At 61.0% G+C, this 21,273-nt stretch carries 18 protein-coding genes and 1 tRNA gene; 10 read left to right on the top strand and 9 right to left on the bottom strand.

The features are described 5' to 3' along the window. The first annotated feature begins 36 nt into the window (after positions 1–36). Both EEQ99_RS20360 and EEQ99_RS20355 read left to right on the top strand, forming a co-directional pair. Positions 37–1,131: a 2'-deoxycytidine 5'-triphosphate deaminase gene (locus tag EEQ99_RS20360; protein ID WP_063474740.1), complete on the top strand. Its 1,095-nt coding sequence runs from the start codon at positions 37–39 to the stop codon at positions 1,129–1,131. 59 nt (positions 1,132–1,190) lie between these two features. Next, positions 1,191–1,264 (top strand) — tRNA-Gly (locus tag EEQ99_RS20355). A gap of 52 nt (positions 1,265–1,316) precedes the next feature. Here the strand turns inward: EEQ99_RS20355 and EEQ99_RS20350 are convergent. Both EEQ99_RS20350 and EEQ99_RS20345 read right to left on the bottom strand, forming a co-directional pair. Then, the gene (locus EEQ99_RS20350) at positions 1,317–2,345 is read right to left on the bottom strand and encodes a helix-turn-helix domain-containing protein (RefSeq protein WP_127430985.1); all 1,029 of its coding nucleotides are present in this window, start codon (positions 2,343–2,345) and stop codon (positions 1,317–1,319) included. Between the two features lie 165 nt (positions 2,346–2,510). Beyond that, the gene (locus EEQ99_RS20345; protein ID WP_127430984.1) at positions 2,511–3,098 is read right to left on the bottom strand and encodes a TetR/AcrR family transcriptional regulator; all 588 of its coding nucleotides are present in this window, start codon (positions 3,096–3,098) and stop codon (positions 2,511–2,513) included. Between the two features lie 98 nt (positions 3,099–3,196). On the opposite strand from EEQ99_RS20345, the gene EEQ99_RS20340 reads away from it, so the two are divergent. The 6 genes from EEQ99_RS20340 (at position 3,197) to EEQ99_RS20315 (ending at position 10,481) form a co-directional block, all read left to right on the top strand. Then, the gene (locus EEQ99_RS20340; RefSeq protein ID WP_127430983.1) at positions 3,197–4,312 is read left to right on the top strand and encodes an efflux RND transporter periplasmic adaptor subunit; all 1,116 of its coding nucleotides are present in this window, start codon (positions 3,197–3,199) and stop codon (positions 4,310–4,312) included. Beyond that, complete coding sequence (locus EEQ99_RS20335; RefSeq protein ID WP_028757374.1) at positions 4,312–7,440, top strand: efflux RND transporter permease subunit; 3,129 nt, start codon at positions 4,312–4,314, stop codon at positions 7,438–7,440. Before EEQ99_RS20340 ends, EEQ99_RS20335 begins: the two co-directional genes overlap by 1 nt. Then, positions 7,440–8,099, top strand: coding sequence for a TetR/AcrR family transcriptional regulator (locus tag EEQ99_RS20330; RefSeq protein ID WP_127430982.1), 660 nt, complete (start codon positions 7,440–7,442; stop codon positions 8,097–8,099). The genes EEQ99_RS20335 and EEQ99_RS20330 overlap by 1 nt, the downstream gene beginning before the upstream one ends. Positions 8,100–8,175: 76 nt before the next feature. Next, the gene (locus EEQ99_RS20325; RefSeq protein ID WP_097594934.1) at positions 8,176–8,619 is read left to right on the top strand and encodes a MarR family winged helix-turn-helix transcriptional regulator; all 444 of its coding nucleotides are present in this window, start codon (positions 8,176–8,178) and stop codon (positions 8,617–8,619) included. A 36-nt stretch (positions 8,620–8,655) separates the two neighbouring features. Then, entirely contained in the window at positions 8,656–9,402 is a 747-nt protein-coding gene (locus EEQ99_RS20320; protein ID WP_127430981.1) for an NADPH-dependent F420 reductase, read from the top strand. A 257-nt stretch (positions 9,403–9,659) separates the two neighbouring features. Further along, positions 9,660–10,481: an oxidoreductase gene (locus tag EEQ99_RS20315; protein WP_127430980.1), complete on the top strand. Its 822-nt coding sequence runs from the start codon at positions 9,660–9,662 to the stop codon at positions 10,479–10,481. Between the two features lie 232 nt (positions 10,482–10,713). Here the strand turns inward: EEQ99_RS20315 and EEQ99_RS20310 are convergent, their stop codons facing one another. Genes EEQ99_RS20310 through EEQ99_RS20290 form a run of 5 tightly spaced genes read right to left on the bottom strand, consistent with a single transcriptional unit; the run spans position 10,714 to position 16,135 of the window. Continuing rightward, positions 10,714–11,223 carry a DUF995 domain-containing protein gene (locus EEQ99_RS20310; protein WP_028756226.1) on the bottom strand — a complete coding sequence of 170 codons (510 nt, stop codon included), beginning with the start codon at positions 11,221–11,223 and terminating at the stop codon, positions 10,714–10,716. 17 nt (positions 11,224–11,240) lie between these two features. After that, positions 11,241–12,179 (bottom strand): glycoside hydrolase family 26 protein, encoded by a 939-nt coding sequence (locus EEQ99_RS20305; protein ID WP_127431051.1) that lies wholly within the window; start codon positions 12,177–12,179, stop codon positions 11,241–11,243. A 19-nt stretch (positions 12,180–12,198) separates the two neighbouring features. After that, positions 12,199–14,106 (bottom strand): glycosyltransferase family 2 protein, encoded by a 1,908-nt coding sequence (locus tag EEQ99_RS20300; RefSeq protein ID WP_127430979.1) that lies wholly within the window; start codon positions 14,104–14,106, stop codon positions 12,199–12,201. Then, on the bottom strand, positions 14,103–15,089 hold the full coding sequence (galE, locus tag EEQ99_RS20295; protein WP_047617040.1) for a UDP-glucose 4-epimerase GalE: 987 nt from the start codon (positions 15,087–15,089) through the stop codon (positions 14,103–14,105). Before galE ends, EEQ99_RS20300 begins: the two co-directional genes overlap by 4 nt. Further along, positions 15,089–16,135 (bottom strand): UDP-glucuronic acid decarboxylase family protein, encoded by a 1,047-nt coding sequence (locus EEQ99_RS20290; protein WP_028756300.1) that lies wholly within the window; start codon positions 16,133–16,135, stop codon positions 15,089–15,091. Before EEQ99_RS20290 ends, galE begins: the two co-directional genes overlap by 1 nt. Before the next feature lie 354 nt (positions 16,136–16,489). Here EEQ99_RS20290 and EEQ99_RS20285 point away from each other — a divergent pair, with 354 nt between their 5' ends. After that, a complete protein-coding gene (locus tag EEQ99_RS20285; RefSeq protein WP_127431050.1) occupies positions 16,490–17,638 on the top strand; it encodes a helix-turn-helix domain-containing protein in 1,149 nt (382 codons plus the stop codon). Between the two features lie 137 nt (positions 17,639–17,775). Here the strand turns inward: EEQ99_RS20285 and EEQ99_RS20280 are convergent, their stop codons facing one another. Next, the gene (locus EEQ99_RS20280) at positions 17,776–18,054 is read right to left on the bottom strand and encodes a hypothetical protein (RefSeq protein ID WP_126919606.1); all 279 of its coding nucleotides are present in this window, start codon (positions 18,052–18,054) and stop codon (positions 17,776–17,778) included. A 420-nt stretch (positions 18,055–18,474) separates the two neighbouring features. On the opposite strand from EEQ99_RS20280, the gene EEQ99_RS20275 reads away from it, so the two are divergent. Beyond that, entirely contained in the window at positions 18,475–18,855 is a 381-nt protein-coding gene (locus EEQ99_RS20275) for a VOC family protein (RefSeq protein ID WP_127430978.1), read from the top strand. 60 nt (positions 18,856–18,915) lie between these two features. Here EEQ99_RS20275 and EEQ99_RS20270 read toward each other — a convergent pair whose 3' ends face one another. Further along, a complete protein-coding gene (locus tag EEQ99_RS20270) occupies positions 18,916–20,913 on the bottom strand; it encodes a methyl-accepting chemotaxis protein (protein ID WP_127430977.1) in 1,998 nt (665 codons plus the stop codon). Between the last annotated feature and the right edge of the window lie 360 nt (positions 20,914–21,273).

Below are 21,273 nucleotides of genomic sequence, written 5' to 3'. Positions count from 1 at the left end.
AGTTTGGTTTTGTCGGCCGCAAATGATGGATGAGGCATGATGGCTCGTGAAACGGGAATTCTGGCGGATCGCGCGATCTCCGCGCTGTTCGAAACGGAGCGTCTGATCTCCGAACGGGAGCTGGACCGCGACCAGATCCAGCCGGCAAGTCTCGACCTGCGCTTGGGCGCCAAGGCCTTTCGCGTGCGCGCCAGCTTCATGCCCGGCCCCTCGCATCTGGTGTCGGACAAGCTCGACCGGCTGAGCCTGCATGTGATCGACCTCTCCGAGGGCGCGGTGCTCGAGACCGGCTGCGTCTACATCGTGCCGCTGATGGAGAGCCTGGCGCTGCCGGCCGACATGTCGGCCTCGGCCAACCCGAAGAGCTCAACCGGCAGGCTCGATATCTTCACCCGCGTCATCACCGATTATGCCCAGGAGTTCGACAAGATCCCGGCCGGTTATTCCGGCCCGCTCTATCTCGAAATCAGCCCGCGCACCTTCCCGATCGTGGTGCGCCGCGGCTCGCGCCTGTCGCAGATCCGCTTCCGCGTTGGCCATTCCCTGCTCGGCGAACCGGAACTCTTGAAGCTGCATGAAAGCGAGACGCTGGTCGCCAGCAAGCAGCCGAACGTTTCGGGCGGCGGCATCGCGCTGTCGATCGATCTGGCCGGCGACAAGGACGGCCTGATCGGCTATCGCGGCAAACATCACACCGCCGTCGTCGATGTCGACAAGAAGGCCCAGCATGACATCTATGATTTCTGGGAACCGCTTTATAGCCGCGGCCGCAACGAACTGATCCTCGATCCGGACGAGTTCTATATCCTCGTCTCGCGCGAGGCCGTGCACGTGCCGCCGGATTACGCCGCCGAGATGACCCCCTTCGATCCGCTGGTCGGCGAATTCCGCGTCCATTATGCCGGCTTCTTCGACCCGGGTTTCGGTCATGCGCCTGCCGGCGGGCGCGGCAGCCGCGCCGTGCTCGAAGTGCGCAGCCACGAGGTGCCCTTCATCCTCGAAGACGGCCAGATCGTCGGCCGCCTCGTCTACGAACACATGCAGGAAAAGCCGGCAAGCCTCTACGGCTCCGGCCTCGGCTCCAACTACCAGGCCCAGGGCCTCAAACTCTCGAAACACTTCCGCATCTGAGGCGTTACACCAGGCGCGACTTGACAGCCGCCCCCATCTGTTGGAAATCTCAGATCATCGCGGGTGTAGCTCAATGGTAGAGCAGCAGCTTCCCAAGCTGAATACGAGGGTTCGATTCCCTTCACCCGCTCCAGTTACATCCATCTCACCGTCATCGATAGAAATGCGAAGACCCAGAAGTCGGCTTAGAGCCTGCCTCGCCTTATATCGGCTGCTGCGGAGCGAGATGAGACGACCTCAGATTTCCGCCTGAGGGTTTCCCGAGGACTTTCCCCGTAAACGGACCCGTACAGCGCAGAAAAACGGCCGGCGTGCAAGAATCCCCACTTCAGGCAGATATCCCGGATGCTCTGTTGGTTCGACCGATCCAGAAGGTCCAATCGAGCGGCGCGTAGTCGTAGAGTTCTCAAGTAACTTGCTGGTGTAGCTTCCTTGAAGGTCCGGAAGCCGTTTTCCAAGGTGCGAACTGAGACGTTGGCAGATTGAGCGATCATCGAGATGGTGATCGGCTTAGCGATATTCGCCTGCATGAAATCTATAGCCCGACGAACGTGCCGTGGAGCGGGCATAAACGGACTCCGTTCCAGTCGCTGAGAGTAACGATGGGATATCAATCGAATGAGCAAATGAGTGAGTGCTTGATTGAGATTGACCATTGCTATCGGCGAATGAAGCAAGATGGCGTCTCCAAGCATACCATCCATTATAGTCTCGACGAGATTCTTGATGAGATGTGCGGAGGCGCTTGATCCATCAACGAGGGGGGACAGGTCTAACGATCCGACAAGAGGGGCTTCAAACAGCTCCCCGAACGCTTGGCAGATCTGGCCCCAATGTAAAAAGAGTTTCTGCGATCGATGGAGCGTTCCCCGCACGAGGAAGCGATCCGCCTCGCGGCTTTGCCCAAGTAGCATCTGGCCCGGTGACGCTGTTGTCGTGGTTTGCCGTCGCGTCATGCCGGAAATGCCGTCTCGCGGCACATGGATGGTAAGCCATTCCGGTGTGTCCGAGGTAGCCCAAAGGTTCCACTCTCCATTGCATGCGAGATCGACAACCGTCATCGCACCGTGAGAACGTGCATCAGCGGACCAATTAAAGCCTAGAAGCGTATGAACCGGCGATGCGTCAAAGGGAGCAGATCCGAGGAATGTTTCTAACATTCCGTCGAAGTCTGCGCCGGTCCATCGTGAGGTCAATGCGGAATTATGAATCATGCGAGCCTGCTGAATTCGCGGGTGGCAGTGTGATGACGATGCGACGCACGCGTTCTCCGGCGGTGAATCGTTCCATACGCCCGAGCGAGGGTGAGGCTAATGGTCAACTCCAGGATGCGGCGATCTGCGAGGTGGAAGAGACATCCCACCGACGGAGCCGAGATCTCATTCTTCGTCTGTGCCGCTCGCAATGTGCTTGACCGCATCGGACGCGGCTTCGAGGAGGCGCTCCGACATGCCCCGGTCAGTCATGATGCGGGAGATCGTCACCGCGCCTACCATGAGGGAGAGGATGACCATGGCCCTGTCATAAGGTTCCGTGCCGTCCGATGCCGGGATCAATTCGTCGAGAATCTGGAGGTGAGCCTCTATGCCGTGCTGGAATGGAGCCCGCACCTCCTCGCTCTGACGCGCCGCGTCGGCCCCAAGTGCGGCGAGGGGGCAACCATCGCCTTTCTCTTCCCGGTGCCCGGCCGAGAGATACATGCCGACAACCGCGTCGAAGGGATCGGCGCTTCCGGCGGCAACCCTAGACCATCTGCGGATGGCGTTCTCCATCGCTCGCCCGGATGCCAGTGCCACAAGATCATCCTTCGATTCGAACTGCTTGTAGAACCCGCCTTGGGTGAGACCGGCGCCTTTCATCAAATCCTTCAGCCCGATGCCGTCGAAGCCATGCTCCCGGAAGAGCCGGCTTGCGACATTGATCACCGTTTCACGATTGGCCTCGGCCTGAGCGCGACTGACTCTCATAGCGATCTCCAGTTAGATTTCATTTGACATCTATATCAGAATTAGAGTTAGATCGCAATCTAATTTAAATGCTGCGCCCGTCAAGAAGGCTTACTGACATGAACCGCAAAATCCTCCTCGCCTCATTCGGCCTCCTGGCAGCCGCCGGCGCCACGGCATTCTTCTTTGTCGGGGTGTCCTCGGAAGGAAGCGCACAAGCCGCCGATCCCCGCACTACACCGCCATTCGTCAAACTGGTTGAGGCAAAGAGGCCGGAGACCGCCGAGCGCAGCTTCACCGGCACCATCGCCGCCCGGGTGCAAAGCAATCTCGGTTTTCGTGTGCCCGGCAAGATCGTGCAGCGTTATGTCGACGTCGGCGTGCAGGTCAAGGCCGGTCAGCCGCTGATGCGCATCGACGAAACCGATCTGCGTCTCGCCCTGACGGCGAAACGAAACGCCGTCGCCGCAGCCGAGGCTGTGCTGACCCAGGCGCAAGCAGACGAGACACGCTACGCCGCTCTGGTGAAAAACGGATTGGCCGCGACGCCGCAGCGCTATGAGCAGGCAAAGGCAGCGCTTGACACCGCTACCGCGCAGCTTGCCGCGGCGCAAGCGGACGCCAAGGTCGCGGAAAACGAGGCCGCCTATTCCGTCCTGGTTGCCGACACCGATGGAACGGTTGTCGAAACGCTGGGCGAGCCGGGGCAGGTCGTGACCGCGGGACAAACCGTGGTCCGGCTCGCACAGGCCGGCCCGCGTGAAGCGCTGGTCTGGCTTCCGGAATTTCTCAGGCCGCAGCTCGGCGAGATCGCCGATGCCAGCATCTACGGCAACGAAAGCCGGCAGGACAAGGCCCGGCTTCGCCAGATCTCCGACGCTGCCGATCCGCAAACCCGCACCTATGAGGCACGCTGGGTTCTGGATGGCGCCGCAGCGTCGGCGCCGCTGGGCGCGACGGTGACGATCAGAATCGCCAACGGCGGTAGTCAATCGCATGCCGCGGTGCCGGTCGGCGCCGTATTGGACGATGGCAGGCGCACCGGCGTCTGGGTCTTCGACCAGGCATCGTCGATCGTCCACTTCCGGCAAGTGAAAATCGAACAGATGGGTGAGGAGGTTGCGGTGGTTTCCAGCGTCAATGCAGGCGAGCCGGTCGTCGCTCTCGGCGCCCATCTGCTGCAGGACGGCGCCAGCGTGCGCGCCACGGTAGAACAGGCAGAGGCGGCAAACTGATGAACTTCAATCTATCCGCGCTCGCCGTTCGCGAGCGGGCCGTCACCCTGTTCTTCATCGTTCTGCTGGCCGCCGCCGGCGCCTATGCCTTCGTCAAGCTCGGGCGCGCCGAGGACCCGTCCTTCACCATCAAGACCCTGACCGTGACAACGGTGTGGCCGGGCGCGACAGCGCGCGAAATGCAGGATCTGGTCGCCGAGCCGCTCGAAAAGCGCCTCCAGGAACTCACCTGGTACGATCGTGTCGAGACGACGACGCGGCCCGGTTATGCCTTTTTGACCGTCACCTTGAAGGACAGCACGCCGGCCACGGCCGTCGAGGAGGAATTCTATCAGGCTCGAAAGAAGCTTGGAGACGAGGCCCGCAACCTGCCCGGGGGCGTGCTCGGTCCCTTTGTCAACGACGAGTACTCCGATGTCAGCTTCGGGCTTTATGCGCTGAAGGCCAAGGGCATGCCGATGCGCGAGCTTGTGCGCCAGGCCGAGGTGATCCGCCAGGATCTTCTGCATGTGCCCGGCGTCAAGAAGATCAACATCCTCGGAGAGCGGCCCGAACAGATCTTCGTCGAATTCTCCTATGCCAAGCTCGCCACCCTCGGCATTTCGTCACAGGACATCGCGGCCGCCTTGCAGCGGCAAAACACCGTGACGCCGGCCGGATCGATCGATACGCGTGGGCCCCAGGTGTTCATTCGCTTCGATGGCGCCTACGACAGCATCCAGGCGATCGCCGACACGCCGATCGTCGCCGCCGGACGCACCTTGAAGCTCTCGGATTTTGCCGAAGTGCGGCGCGGTTATCAAGATCCGGCCACCTATCTCATTCGCCATGACGGCGAGCCCGCCATCATGCTTGCCGCGGTGATGCAACAGGGCTGGAACGGTCTGGAACTCGGCAAGGCGCTGGAAGAAAGATCCGCCGCGATCGCAAAGACCTTGCCGCTCGGCATGACCCTCGCCAAGGTCAGCGACCAGGCCGTCAACATCGACGAAGCCGTCGGCGAGTTCATGCTGAAATTCGCCATGGCGCTCGGCGTCGTGTTGTTCGTCAGTCTCGTCAGCCTCGGTTGGCGTGTCGGCATCGTCGTGGCTCTGGCCGTTCCGCTTACCCTTGCCGTCGTCTTCCTCATCATGCTGGAAACCGGCCGGTTCTTCGATCGCATCACCCTTGGTGCGCTCATCCTGGCGCTCGGCCTTCTGGTCGACGACGCCATCATCGCCATCGAGGTGATGGTGGTGAAGATGGAAGAGGGGATGGATCGCATCAAGGCGGCCGCCTATGCCTGGAGCCACACGGCAGCACCGATGCTGTCGGGCACCCTCGTGACGATCATCGGGCTGATGCCGGTCGGCTTTGCCCGGTCGACCGCCGGCGAATATGCCGGCAACATCTTCTGGGTCGTCGGCTTTGCCCTGATCGTCTCGTGGATTGTCGCGGTGATCTTCACGCCCTATCTCGGCGTCAAGATGCTGCCGGCGATCAAGCCGGTCGAAGGTGGCCATCACGCCATTTACAACACCCCGAACTACCGGCGCCTGCGGCGGGTTATCGAATTCACAGTGCGCCACAAGTTCGTCACCTGTGCGGTGGTCGCCATCGTCATGGGGATCTCCGTCGTTGGAATGGGCGGGGTGAAAAAGCAGTTCTTCCCGACGTCGGACCGTCCCGAAGTCCTCGTCGAAGTCCGCCTGCCCGAAGGCACCAGCATCGAGACGACGACGGCAACGGTCGAGAAGCTCGAAGGTTGGCTGCAGAAACAGCCGGAGGCAAAGACCGTCACCAGCTATGTCGGGCAGGGCGCTCCCCGCTTCTTCTTTGCCATGGCGCCGGAATTGCCGGACCCGTCTTTCGCCAAGATCGTCGTGCTGACCCCTGACGCTCACACACGCGAGGTACTGAAGCTTCGGCTGCGCGCGGCCATTTCGGATGGGCTCGCCCCTGAAGCCTATGTCCGCGTCACCCAGCTCGTCTTCGGTCCTTACACGCCGTTTCCGGTCGAGTTCCGGATCACGGGCCCGGATCAGGAGCAACTGTACCAGATTTCCGACAAAGCTCTCGCTATCATGAAGAGCGTGCCGGATGTTCGCCAGGCAAACCGCGATTGGGGCAACCGCACGCCCGTGCTGCGTTTCGTTCCCGACCAGGATCGGCTGAACCTGATCGGTCTGTCGCCGGCCGAGGCAGCCCAGCAGATGCAATTGCTGCTGAGCGGAATTCCGATCACCGAGGTTCGCGAAAATATCCGCAACGTGCCTGTCGTTGCACGCAGTGCCGGCGGCAACCGGCTTGATCCCTCACGATTGGCAGATTTCTCGCTGATGAGCCGGGATGGGCGACAGGTTCCGCTCGATCAGATCGGCCACTCGGAAATCCGGTTTGAAGAGCCGATCCTGAAACGCCGCGATCGAATGCCTGTCATTACGATCCGGTCCGATATCAACGAAGCGACACAGCCGCCGGAGGTCTCAGCGCAGGTTATGAAGGCGCTTCAGCCGCTGATTGCCTCGCTTCCCCTGGGATATCGCATCGAGATGGGCGGAAACATCGAGGAATCACTGAAGGCCAACAACGCCCTCGTCAAGATCTTCCCGGCGATGATTGCCGCCATGCTGATCGTTATCGTTTTGCAGGTCCGTAGCCTGTCGACGATGACCATGGTCATGCTGACAGGGCCGCTCGGTCTTGCCGGGGCGGTTCCGGTCTTGCTGCTCTTCGATAAGCCTTTCGGCTTCAATGCCATTCTCGGATTGATCGGGCTGGCGGGAATTCTGATGCGCAACACTTTGATTCTGACGGAACAGATCAAGGAGAATAAGGCAGCCGGACTCGACGATTATCATGCCGTCATCGAGGCGACGGTGCAGCGGACGCGTCCGGTTATTCTGACAGCCCTTGCCGCTGTGCTTGCCTTCATTCCTCTCACGCACTCGGTGTTCTGGGGGTCGATGGCTTACACGCTGATCGGCGGAACGGCGGTCGGCACGGTGATGATCCTGCTCTTCCTTCCGGCCCTCTACGCTACCTGGTTCCGCATCAAGCCGACGAAAAACGAAAGCCATGAAAATTCTCCGAAGGAGGTAGAGTTACCCAAGGAGGTGGAGTTGCCGACGTCAATGGCTGCCGAGTGATGTTCTCCGGCGGCGGCGACGACTTTTGCGGGTCCGGAAGTGACCTTGAGCAGGCGCGGACGCGGATACTCGAGGTGGCGGAAAGGTATTTTCGGCGGATCGGCTATCATAAGACGTCGGTCGCCGACATCGCCTCCGAACTCGGCATGAGCCGCGCCAATATCTATCGCTTCTTTCCCTCGAGGACGGCGATCAACAGTTCGGTCTGCGGACTGGTTGTCAAAGACGTTGCTGAAATCGCTCTGGCGATCGCGCGAACGGATGCGCCGGCGAGCAAAAAGCTGGCGGATCTTTTGACCGCCATCCACCGGCACAGCACGAGAATGCTGGTGGAGGACAGACCGATGCACCAGTTGCTCGTCGCCGCCACGGACGGAAGTTGGGCGACCATCAACGCGCATAATGAGCAGATCCTGGCAATCCTCAAAGCGCTTGTCCGCGAGGGTCTGCAGACAGGCGAGTTCAAGGTCGAAGACGCCGATGAAGCCGCGCGCGGTATCATCACTGCGTTCCTGCCGTTCTTCCATCCGGTTCTGGTCGAGCAGCGGGTTCAGGAGGGAGGGGCCACCGCAGTCGGCCTCCATGCCCAAATCCGCTTCATCATGAAAGCGCTCGGCACGTCGGACCGCGAGACCTCCCTGAACGCGATAAGCGCCTAATTTAGCGCTGCCGACCTTGTTCTCTTCGACAAAGGCATTATCTAGTGCACTAGATAAAAGCACACTAGATGAAACCATGTCGAACAACGAAATCGCATCCCGCCGCGCGGTCGGCACCCAACTTTCGTTTGCGCTCTATGGCGCGGCCAACCGGATGGCGCGCCTTCACAAGCCATTTTTGCAGCCGCTCGGTCTAACATTCCCGCAATACCTGGTGATGCTTGAACTTTACGGCGGTACGCCCCGCGCCGTTGGAGAGTTGGGTTTGAAGCTCGATATGGACACCGGCACGATCACGCCGCTGCTGAAGCGCCTGGAATCGGCCGGCATGGTGACCCGGACGCGCGATCGTAACGACGAGCGGCGGGTGCTCATCCATCTTACCAAAGCCGGTGAATCCCTGCGTGAGGCGCTTTGGGCCGTCACCGACAAAATCAAAACCGCCTGTCAGCTCACGGACGAGGGGCTGGCCGATCTGCGCGACACGCTGCACGCATTCGCGCGTCCCGCCCGCGATTGAGGCGGGCTTAGTTCCACATCAGAGAAAGGACATGCCATGAAGATCGGAATCATCGGCGCCGGAAATATCGGCGCGACGCTGGCGAGAAAACTTGCCGCCGGCGGCCATGAGGTCAAGCTTGCCAATTCGAAGGGGCCGGACACCATCCGCGATCTTGCCGGCGATATCGGAGCGACCGCCGTTTCGAAAGAGGAAGCCGTCCGGGTCGTCGAGGTGATCGTTCTTTCGATCCCGTTCGCAAACTGTCGCGATCTCGGTCGGCTCTTCAATGGCGTGCCTGAAGACGTCGTGGTGATCGATACGTCGAATTATTATCCGTTTCGCGACGGCGCGATCGCCGACGTCGATGGCGGCATGCCCGAAAGCGTTTGGGTGAGCGGGCAGATCGGCCGACCCGTCGTCAAGGCGTGGAATGCCGTGCTGGCGGCAACGCTGGCGGAGAAGGGGCGGCCTGACGACACGGATGGACGCATCGCCATCCCGGTTGCAGGCGATGCTCCGCAAGCAAAGGCGATTGCCATAGATCTGGTCGAGGCCACCGGTTTTGATGCTCTGGATGCAGGAGGGCTGGCGGCGTCCTGGCGTCAGCAGCCCGGCACCCCGGCCTATTGCACCGAGCTTGCAGCAGATGAGCTGGAAGAAGCGCTGCGATCGGCGGATCGATCCCGCGCAGCCGATAATCGCGACGCGCTGATCAAGGAATTCTTCGCGGCAGGCACCAGCCTGACCCACGACGAAATCGTCGCTCGAAACCGAGCGGGGACTGTCGCTCCGAAATCCTGAACCCGTTGAGGCTCATGCCGCTCCCTGCCGACATGCCCCGGCACGTTTGCAGGCGCGATCATCGAAAAAATCGCCGTAAAGCAAAAAGTGCTTGATTTTATATTTCGATTGACATCTAAAGCAAGGATAGATGTTGATCGAAATCTTACGTGCTTGGATGCCAGGTTCTGAGACACTGTCCTTTGGCGACAGGGTGAAAAGTCTGACCCTATAATTGAAGCACGTATTCAACCACTCGCGCCCAGCCAGGAGCCTCCATGTCTCAAAATAAAGTCGTCGTCATCACCGGAGCATCCTCCGGAATCGGCGAAGCGTCGGCCCGCCTTCTTGCACAAAACGGTTTTCAGGTCTTTGGCGGCGTGCGTAGCCCGCAGCGTGTCAATGCCATTCCCGGCGTGCGCTATGGGACTGCCGACGTCACCGATGACGCCTCGGTCTCCGATTTTGTTCAATGGGTTTTGTCCGAGGCAGGCAGAATCGACATCCTGATCAACAATGCCGGCGTTTCGCTGGTCGGCCCGGTCGAGAACACGTCGCCTGCCGAAGCCCAGGCGGTCTTCGATACCAATGTTTTCGGCCCTCTGCGCATGATCCGCGCTGCCTTGCCCTCCATGCGCGCCGCTCGCAGCGGTCTGATCATCAATATCAGCTCGGTCCTCGGCTTCCTGCCGGCGCCGTTCATGGGAATATATGCCAGCAGCAAGCATGCACTCGAAGGACTGTCGGAGTCGCTGGACCATGAGATTCGTGAGTTCAACGTGCGCGTCGTGCTGGTTGAGCCGACCTTCACCAATACCAAGCTCGATGTGAACGCGGCCCAAACCGAGGCGCCCCTCGGCGCTTACGCAGCACAGGCAGATGCGACCATCAAGACGGTACAGGCCCAGATCAAAACCGCGCCGTCGCCGCTGGTTGTCGCGGAGAAAATCCTGGCTGCAATCAACGGTCCATACAAAATGCGTCAACCGACCGGTGGCCAGGCGACGCTTCTAAGCCGGTTACGCAGGTTTATGCCGGCAAGCGCGGTCGACAGCAGTCTGCGCAAGACATTCGGCTTCGGAAAGCGTAGCGCAACCTGAGTTTGCCTAAATTTCCAAACGTCGTCGGTTTCACAGCTTCGTTTCCGCGAATCTCGCTGTCGCATTCGTGCCGGCGCATTGCAGAGCATCAGTCGGGATCCTGGCTCGGCGACGTGCTGCTGCCGGCGCCGAAGGCGCTTCGCAATCTTTTATGAAAAGGGTTGCGCGCAGGCACCGGCTCCTACAAGGAAACAGATGGCGCCTCGGCCGCGCGCAACCCCTAGCTTCGCCTTTATTTGGTCTTACTGACGCTCGTCTCAATTCTCCCCAATTGAGACCTCACGTAGTCGCCGTGGCGAAGCTTTGCGAATTCGTCGGTGGCTTGTGTCCGTCTGCTCTTGAACACGTACCATTGACCGTCCGGTTCGCGTTTCTGATAGATCAGGCCGCCCTTCTTGCGGTGGCTGAAACAGGTGATTGCCGTCGCCGTTCCGGTCTTGGCGTGCCAGTCGGCGTTGAAGCAGAGTTTGCCCGACTCCGTGACGAACCAGCGGCCCATGCCGAAGGATGGCGAGCCATTTTCCCGCGACCAGGCGGTAAAGCGACGCGCCTTCGCGGAGAAGTAGCCGGCGCCGGCTTTCCACATCCAGGAATTCTGGTTGTAGAGCTGATAGATCTCCGCGCTGCTCATCGGCTTTGCCGTCTCGATCCCCGCAGGCTCATTGTTTGCGGCAGCGGACGCGGCCGTGGCGATACCGCTGGTCAGGGCGACGGCCAGGAACATTTTTTGAAGCATGGACATGTTCAGGTTCCTTCTGTTCAATTGATGCTTTCGCGGACGAGCCGCCAGTCGGGGCGGCCATAACCGTCCGGCCACGGATAGACTTCACGGTCGTTGAAGTAGATGACGGCGCTCAGGGCCGGGAACTGCGGATAGCGTTTCGTTACGCTCTCGGCCCAGTTTCGCACGAAGGAATCGTCGCCTTCGTAGCCGAGTTCGGCAACCATGATGGGCTTGCCGTAACCCGCGACACGGGCGTATCCGGGCGCAAGGTGCTCGGCAAACGTCTGGTCACGGCCAGTCTTGTCCCTGTCGTATTGCTCCAGGCCAAAGACCGAGAGGCCGATGATATCGACGACATCACTGCCGGGATAAAAGGCCTGAAGCCCCTCATTGCCCTTCGGTGACCACATGTATTTGGCCGTCTTCAGGTGGACCTTGCAGACCTCCACCATCCGGCGATAGGCCTTGGCATAATCGGCGCCCTGCCAATGCGACCAGGAGAACTGGCTGTCGGTTTCGTCCATTTCCTGTCCCCAGCGAATGATGACCGGACTTTTCAGCGTGGCAGCGGTCGAGCAGACGGCGGCCATGTTCGCATCGCGCGAACCGTCCAGGATGCTGTGCAGCAGTTCCTGCGAGGTCTGGCGCCAATCGCGTGACCAGGTCCAGGGCTCGACCGAGATCAGCAGGGTGCGGCCACGCGCTTGCGCATAATTGTCGGCGAGGACGAGCGTGCGCAGATCGACATCTTCCCAGGGCAGGAAGAGGTGTTCGATCTTCGAATCGGGCGAGGAGCCCAAATCTCCGTGCGGATCATAGGCGCCGAACGTGATCGACTCCTTCGTGACAACCGGCATTTTGGTCGGCGGCGCGATGGACGATGTCGTCATGGCAAGCGGCTGCCCTTCGGCAGAAGTGCCCAGAGCAGTCGGCAGCACCGCGACTCCCGACAACAACAGGCCGGTTAACGACAACAGGGCTATTTTGGATGGGCTATGCATTATGTAGTTCCTCCACGCTCGGCCGCACGTCCGGGTGAGCGGCATCGGTTCTCAGTTGGATCTCCTCCGGATCGGAAATCCATCGTGGTTTGAAAAAGATTGTGCGCAGCGCGGTCCCGCCCCGGCCTGCACCGGAGACGGCATAGCGCTCTTCGAACAGCTGAAGGCGGCCGCTGCCCCAGGCGAGTGCCTCGGTCGCATCCTTTCCGCGCATGATGGTGGCAACCCCAGGCAGCGCGACGAGCGCAACAAGCGCGGTCGCCATCGCCGGACGGTAGAAACGCGGGGCCGCCGCAACCGTATTTTCCTTCGAATGGCGCCCGACGATGACCAACAGCAGCGCGCAGTAGATTGCCGCGTTCAGGACGGTGAAGAAGTACCCCCCCTTGGAGGCGCCGGCATCGTCGATTGCCAGGGCGGGCAATACCGCCATGAGCGCCAGCAAAGCGTAGGGCGCCAGGACACGCACCGGCAGCAGATCGACTTCGGACCGCCCTTTCGGCGTGACGCGGAAATCGACGAAGGAGCCTGTCACAAAATCGTGCACCGCAGCCAGCGTGCCGGCGAGCGCCCAGGGCCAGCGCGCGAAGAGAAAGAGCATGCATTCCCAGCTCAGGATCTTGGCGTCGTAGGGGCGGAACGAGTTGCTGGCGCGCCAGCGATAAGCCATCACCACCAGAGCGATGGAAAGCGGTGCGAAATGCGCCAGGAAATCGGGGTAGGTCACCGTCACGAAGTTCTGGCCGCGCACGAGCGCGATGATCGGCAGCGCAAACATGAGCAACATGAAGAACGCAAAAAGCGGATACCAGAGTTGCGAAAAGAGGAACTGGAACTGGAGCCGCCGCGGCAGCCGGCCGACCAGGCTCGGCGAGTACCGCAACAGCACCATGACCAGGCTGCGCGACCACTGGAATTCCTGCGTCACGAGATCGCTGAAGGTTCTGGGGCCGTCACCATGGGCGATGGCATCCAGCGCATGCACACCCCGCCAGCCGCCGGCATTCATCATCAATGTCGTCGAATGGTCTTCAGCCAACTCCGGACCGAGGCCGCCGATCTGTTTGAGGGCGACGGTACGCACCGCGTAGTGCGAGCCTATGCACAGGGGCGCCAGGCCGCCATTGTAACCGGCTTGGAGCGAGCCATGCATGCTGGCCTCGGCATAGAGCCTTCCACGTGCCGACCAGCTTTCGGAAGCGTTCTTGTCGCAAATGCTGGGGGCCGAGACATAGCCGACTTTTGGATCGGCGAACGGACGCAGCATGTGGAAGAGATAGTCGGGCGCGGGAACATGATCCGCATCGAGTTGCGCTACGAAATCGTAGCGGTTGTAGCCGTAGTGGTCGTAGAAGAAGGCGAGGTTGCCCTCCTTGCACCGCGTGCGTCGGGGCCACGACGTCCGATGATAATCGGATCGCCCCTTGCGGGTCGAGACGAAGACCCCGTGCCTGGAGCACCAGTCGAGAGTCTCGGGGGAAGGGTCTTCGTCGGCAAGCCAGGTGTCGTGTTCCACCTCCTGGGCAAGCATTGCCAGCAGGGTTTCACTGACGACCGAGAAGGGTTCCGCCGGCGCCTTGGTCACGACCATGGCCACGCGACTGCCCGCCGGCAGGCGCAAGGGGCCGTTCGGTCTTGCCGCCCGATAGAACACGACGATGAAATAGGCCGGCAGAGCGGTCACCCAGGCAAGAACGAGGCTCACCGTAATTGTCCCGAAAGCATCGACGTGATGGCGCGGCTCCAGCCACCAGATCCAGAAATAGGCGAAGGCGCAGAGCCATACGGCCGCCGAGAGCAGATATTCGGCCCGCCGATGTCCGGTCAGAACCGGGACAAGAAGCGGCTCGTGGGAGAGTTCCGGAGCATGCGTCGCTTGGGTAATCGCAAGTTCGGTCACGCGCGCGCCTCCAGTCCGAAGAACGGAGCCGCCGTCCGCACGATGGTTTGGAGGTCGGAATATCGAGGCTGGAAGCGGAGCGTCTCGCGGGCCAGGCTGGCGTCGGCGTAGAGGCTGGGCGGATCGCCCGGCCGGCGCGGATGGATGACGACCGGGACTGCGCATCCGGTCGTTTCCTGGATCACGCGCAGGACTTCCCTGATGGAAAAACCCCGCCCGGTGCCGAGGTTGACAGCGAGGTTTGCTCCGCCTTTGGCGAGATGGGTGAAGGCCTGAACATGGGCGCGCGCGAGATCTGCGACGTGAATATAGTCCCTTATGCAGGTCCCGTCGGGAGTATCGTAATCATCGCCGAATATCTCAAGGTGCGGAATCCGGCCGGCCGCGGCCAGCAGCGCCCGCGGAATGAGATGAGTTTCCGGAACGTGCCATTCGCCAAGATCGCCGTCCGGATCGGCGCCACAGGCATTGAAGTAACGCAGGGCAACGTACCGCAGGCCGTAGGCCGCCGCATAATCGGCGAGCATATGCTCGCCAATCAGCTTGGTCTTGCCGTAGGGATTGATCGGAGCCTTCGGCAACGTCTCATCGATCGGCAGCACCGAGGGGACGCCGTAGACGGCACAACTCGATGAGAAGATGACGTTCCGAAGCCCCGTCTGCCGGCAGGCATCGATAAGCGACAACGCACCGCCGACATTGTTGTTGTAATATTTCGCTGGGTTTTGCACGGACTCGCCCACGTAGGCCGAGGCGGCAAAGTGGATGACGGCGTCGGGAGCATATTTCTCGATGACCTCGATCAGGCATGACGAGTCGAGGACGTCACCTTCGACGAAAGGGCCCCAGCGCACGGAGGAACGGTTTCCGGTCGTGAGATTGTCGTAGACGACAGGCTCAATCCCCTCCGAGCGGAGGAGCTTGGCGGTGTGGCTGCCGATATAGCCGGCACCGCCCGTGACAAGGACCCGGGGCGCATCCATCAGACCGCCTCCAGTTCGCGTGCCGGACGGGTGAGAAGGCCATCGAAATAGTCGATCGTCTGACGCAGGCCGCTCGACAGCTCGATCTTCGGCCGCCAGTCGAGTTCCTGCATGGCAAGCGAAATATCGGGGCGACGTTGACGCGGATCGTCAACCGGCAGAGCGCGATGGATGATTTGCGACCGCGAGCCGGTCAATCCGATCACCTGCTCGGCCAGCTCCCGGATCGTGAATTCGCCCGGATTGCCGAGATTGACGGGCCCCGTCAGCGACGACGGTGAGGCCATCATGCGGACCATGCCGCCGATGAGATCATCGACGAAACAGAACGAGCGGGTCTGCGAACCGTCGCCATAGATCGTGATGTCTTGCCCCGTCAGGGCCTGAACGATGAAATTCGAGACGACGCGGCCGTCGTCCGGACGCATCCGCGGGCCGTAGGTGTTGAAGATGCGGATGATCTTGATCTCGACGCCGTGCGTGTTGTGGAAGTCGAAGAACAGCGTCTCGGCGCACCGCTTGCCCTCGTCATAGCAGGAGCGCGGCCCGAACGAATTGACGTTGCCCCAGTAGCTTTCGACTTGCGGGTGGACGTTCGGGTCGCCGTAGACTTCGGAGGTGGATGCCTGAAGGATGCGTGCGCCGGTGCGCGCGGCCAGCTCCAGAAGGTTGAGGGAGCCCAGCACGCAGGTCTTTGTCGTATGGATCGGATCGGCCTGATAATGCGGCGGCGAAGCCGGGCAGGCAAGGTTATAGATCTCGTCGACTTCCAGATCGAGCGGGTGGACGATATCGTGGGCAATGACGTTGAAGCGATCGACCCCCTTCAGATGGGCGATATTGCGCCGCATGCCGGTGGAAAAGTTGTCGAGGCAGATCACCTGGTGTCCGGCGGCCAAAAGCGTCTCGCACAGATGGGATCCGAGGAAACCTGCACCACCGGTGACAAGAATTCTCTTGAGAGTACCAGATGTTCCGGATGGATACTTTGCATCACGAGCCGCAGTTAGAACAGAGCGCGCACGAATCTTACCAAGATAGTTCACGACCACCTCCCGTGTTTTCAGATTTTGCTATGAAATCTTCGATCTTTACTTCGACATACCGCGACACTAAGTCGTTCGATCATGCGAATATTTTATTCATCCGGCTTTTCTTTTGGAAAGAACCGATGTCTATTTAGATACAGCTAAGGGAGGCAATTGTCGTTATCCTCACGTCCTGGAAATTATCGCTCCGTACATTTCAGAGCGAAAAGGAATATGGTAAACAACTTATGGAGGATGCTTTTCGAGCACTTCCGCGTTTTCAGACGTAGTTCTGCGGAGATTTCAGCCGCAAAAACAATTGCTTTTCTCAATTTTCATGGCTCGGGTCGGGTTATGCGCTGGAGGAATTGGATGGCTACAGGGTCTGAATCCGACGATGATGCTGCCGCCGAACAGGAACGGCCGGCGCATATGGAGCGGCGGCGATGGCCGCGTGAACCGGCCATGCGCAAGGAACGCCCACTCCATGCCTCCCCTGCGCTCGTGCCGCTGCGATTCTCGACGCAGGACCTGCCGCCGGCAGAACAATTCGAGGCTTGGCGGGTACATATGGCGCCGCTCGTGGATGTTCATCTGCCGGAGGGAAAATCACCGGAAGACGGGTTCCTCGCAGAGCAGATCGGCTGGCATCTCGGCGATATCCTCGTCGTCCAGCAGCGTGCGCATGCCCACAGATATATCCGCGATCAGGCCATGCTTCGATCGAGCCCCATCGACCATTGGAACGTCGGCCTGCAGCGCAGCGGCCAGGCCTGGACCGAGGTCAACCGTCGTGTCACCGAGACCGGTGCCGGCGAGATATTTTTCATGTCTCTCGGCAGTCCCTATCGCGGACGGATGACCGATACCGAAGCTTTGCTCGTGTTCCTGCCGTATGAGCTGCTGGCTCGCGATGCGAGCCTTCTCCAGAGCGCCGGCAACACGGTTCTTTCGGGCAGCCACGCCGAGTTGCTCACGGGCTATCTCACGGGCCTCGAAACGAACCTCGGCAATCTGACGATAGAGGAAGTGCCCCGGATCATCCAAACCATCGGCGATATGGTCGTTGCGGGCGCCGCATCGTCCACAAGGACTGATACCGGTCAAAACCAGACCAACATGGGACTGATGGAGCGGGCGCACCGCTACATTCACGTCAATCTCCATTCGGAAAACTTGACACCGGACATGATGTGCCGCGCGTTGGGGATTTCGCGTACGCGGCTTTACCAGCTGTTTGAGGCGAACGGAGGCGTGCTCAATTATATTCGCAAGCGGCGATTGCTGCAGGCCTATGCGGATCTCAGCAATCCGGCCGACCACAGGCCGATTTCAGAAATCGCAGAAGCCGCCGGTTTCGAGGTCGCGGCCAATTTTACGCGCGCCTTCATCCACGAATTCAAGCTGAGCCCGCGTGAAATCCGAAGGACGGTGGCAACCCAACAGCGGCCGGCTCCGGCCATCCGCTCCACGCGGCGTTACGGAAAAACGATCGGTGATTGGCTGGCCCTGACGGGTTGATCCGGCTCGGACTGAAATCCAGACTCGAAGTCCGTCAAGCGGCGGTCGGCGCGCTTGCCGAAGGCGCCCCGGACTTGATCCAGACCCATGGCCTCTAAACCGTCTGGACGATGTATCTAGACCACGCCGACCAAGGCCTAATCCCCGAAAAAGCGGATCGGCTTATATTGCCGGTGCGCGATGATCAGGCTCCGGTCGGGCTGGATGATGTAGGTTTCCTCCACCTGCCGGCCGTATTGGTCGATGAAATCATGCGGAAAGGCGGAACCAACCGGCGATTTGGTGAGCTTGGTGCGCGGTTGGCCGCTATAGGTAATGCTGCCGGGGATGGGTTCGAGGCCTGGTCCGCTGTAGCTGACGGTGTTGCATCCCGCCAGAGCGAGCGTGCCGATAAGGCCGATGATTGCAGGTTTCATGTCCATCCCTCCCAATGCCGTGAATAGCGTCACTCTACCCCTTGCCGGAGAGAGTTCCCGACACGAATGCCCATGCCGCTCTTCAATCCTTTGGGAAGCACCCCGGGGGGACGTCGTGATCGAGCGGCCGGACGTGACATCCACCTATGGATAAGAGGGTGAGAATCCCGTTCCTCCAGACGCGCCGAGCCATCCATTGCCGAAACCGGTGCCGTCTGCTAGATCGGCATCGTCGAAAAAGGCAGGATCGGTTGAGGTAAGCCCGGTCCCTTCCTTTCGAGCGTTAAACGCTCTGGGGAAGCTCTGCTCCGTGCCATGGCACGAGAACCCGCGACGTGATCCGCATCAAGATGCGGGATCCCGGCGGCGTGCGGAGACGGCAAAAAGGCAGTCCCGGGATTTTTTCGAACGGAGACTGTCATGCGCTTGAACCATCTCGATTTCCACGTTCCCGATGTCGCTGCCACGGCGGATTTCTTCATCCGCCATTTCGGTCTGAAGCTTAAGGATATGCGCGGTCAGAACGGCCTCGCGATCCTGGAAGACGATACCGGCCTCGAAATCGTCCTCAGCCACGCAATCGCAAAATTCGGCACCGCCGATCAGGTGGAAATGGGGCGCCACACCTATCACATCGGCTTCATTCTGCCCGCGAGGGCGGATGTCGATGCGGTCCATGCCGGGCTTGCGGCTGCCGGTGCTGATCTGTCCGGCCCGCCGGCCGCCATGCGCGGCGGCTGGCTGTTTTATTGCACGGCGCCCGGAAACATCCTCGTCGAGATCGGCTGGCGGCCGGCTTAGACGATACCTAAAAGCAAAGGGCGGCCGCAGCCGCCCTTTCCAATGCCTGTATTGACCGGCTCAGAATTCCGTCCAGTCGGCATCTGGGCTTGACGATGATGTGCTGCTGCCGGCGCCGAAGGCGTTGGCGATTTTCTGGCCGAGCGCGCGGGCCGGCGAGGCGGCCGGACGGGCGGTGCCTTCTTTGGCGACGCGGATCGGGGCTGCCCTGACCGCCGGGCGCGGGGCCACGCGCGGTGCTGCGGCCGGGATCGGCGCGCTGGCGGTGAAGCCGCCTGTGCCGGTCAGCCTGAACTGGCCGAGCAGGTTGTTCAGCGCCGCCGCTTCGGTGGCGAGGCTGTGGCTGGCGGCGGTGGATTCCTCGACCATCGCCGCATTCTGCTGGGTGCCCTGATCCATGGTGTTGACGGCGGTGTTGATCTCCTGAAGCCCGATCGATTGTTCGCGGGAGGCTTCGGCGATCGCGTGGACATGCTGGTTGATTTCCTGCACTTCGGCAACGATCGCATCGAGCGCCTTGCCGGTCTCGCCGACCAGCGAGACGCCGGTCTGCACATGTGTGCCGGAATTGGTGATCAGCCCCTTGATCTCCTTGGCGGCATTGGCCGAGCGCTGGGCGAGTTCGCGCACTTCCTGGGCGACGACGGCAAAGCCCTTGCCGGCTTCGCCGGCGCGCGCCGCTTCGACGCCGGCGTTCAGCGCCAAGAGGTTGGTCTGGAAGGCGATGTCATCGATGACGCCGATGATGTTGGAGATTTCACCCGAGGATTTCTCGATCTGCTGCATGGCGGAAACGGCCTTGCGGACGACCTCGCCGGATTTCTCGGCGCCGAGGCGGGTGCGGGCGACGAGCTGGCTCGCCTCCTCGGCACGCTTGGCGGCGTCGCGCACCGTCGTGGTGATCTCTTCGAGCGCCGCTGCCGTCTCTTCCACCGAGGCCGACTGCTGTTCCGTCCGGTGGGAAAGCTCGTCGGCGGACGAGCGGATCTCGTTGGCGCCGGCGCTGATCGCCCGGGCATTGGCGCCGACCGTGTGCATGGTTTCGTTGAGCTTCTCGACCGAATTGTTGAAATCCTCACGCAGCGCATCGAGATGCGCGACGAAAGGCTCGTCGATATGCGAGGCGAGATCGCCGGCGGCAAGGCGGCGCAGGCCGTCGCCGAGTGCGGCAACGGCGCGTTCGAGTTCGGATGCTTCGCGGGCCTTCTGCGCCTCGCGTTCGCGCCGCTCGCTATCGCTGACATTACGGTCGGTTTCGGCGCGTGCCTCGATCTCCGCCCGTTCGATCGCGTTGTCGCGGAAGATCGAGACGGCCTTTGCCATCTGGCCGACTTCGTCGCGGCGGTCGAGGCCGCTGACTTCGCTTGTCGTATCGCCTTCGGCAAGCCGCGTCATGCGCTGGCGCAGCTGCGTCATCGGGCCGGCGATGCCCATCTGGGCGACGACCACGCTGACGCCGACGGCAATGAGAACGGCGATGCCGATCAGCACGAGGCAGAGGACGATCCGCCCGTTGACGGAAGCCGAGAGCGCATCGCCGCCATCATTGAGCATCGCCATCATCGCATCATTGTTGGCGATCATTTTCGGCGTCAGGGCATCGAGCTTGGCATTGATCAGGGCAACATTCGAAAGCGCGCCGGCGCTGTCCTTGGCCTTGCTCTGTTCGATGATCTTGTTTGCCAGGATTTCGATTTCGTCGATGCCGGCCTGGATCTCATCGATCGCCGCCTTGCGGCTGGGCACCAGCGCCAGCGCCTGCTTCATCCGGTCACGCGCCTGCGGCAGCTTGCTCGGCGTGGCGAGCGCCGTCTGGAATGCCGGCGTATCGGGCTTCATGTCGGCAATCAGGGTTACCTGCAGCACCGAGGCTACCGCCGATGCGCTGGCGCGCGCGCTCAGCATCGAGGCCTGCGCTTCATGATCGATGAAGGCGCTGTAGGCGGCGTCCGCACGGCGGAACTCGGAGATGACGTAGATCAGCCCGGCCATCGTGATCAGCCCGAGCAGCGCCACGACCGAGATGATTTTTGTGCGGATTTTCAGATGCTTCAGCATGGAAATGTCACCCGATTGACGGGGCGTGTCGCGCGCCCGGTGCTTTTGAAATCAATTGTTGCAGAAAGGACTGCTTCAATATTGCGGTTCAATGATAGGTTTGGACTGACGCGTGCATCATGCGATCGGCTGGCGGGGTCCGATGTCGTCGCAACAAATAAAAGGCGATATTCTTTAATTCCGCGCTAACACGGCGGCGCGGATGCCCGCAATTTTTAGGGGCAAGAGCTGCGCGCCATGGCACCCAGGATCAAGCCTCGGAACCGGCATGCAACAGAGCCTCATTCTGAGGTGCTCCGCCGGCCTCGAAGGGCGAGGCGGGTGTGTCGACGCGACTGTCATTCTGCTCCCCCACTCCCA

It is taken from the genome of Rhizobium anhuiense, from assembly GCF_003985145.1.
In the GTDB taxonomy this organism is placed as follows: Bacteria; Pseudomonadota; Alphaproteobacteria; order Rhizobiales; family Rhizobiaceae; genus Rhizobium; species Rhizobium anhuiense.
The sequence above is the reverse complement of the archived record's forward strand: the minus strand, read 5'-3'. Positions and strand labels throughout refer to the sequence as shown.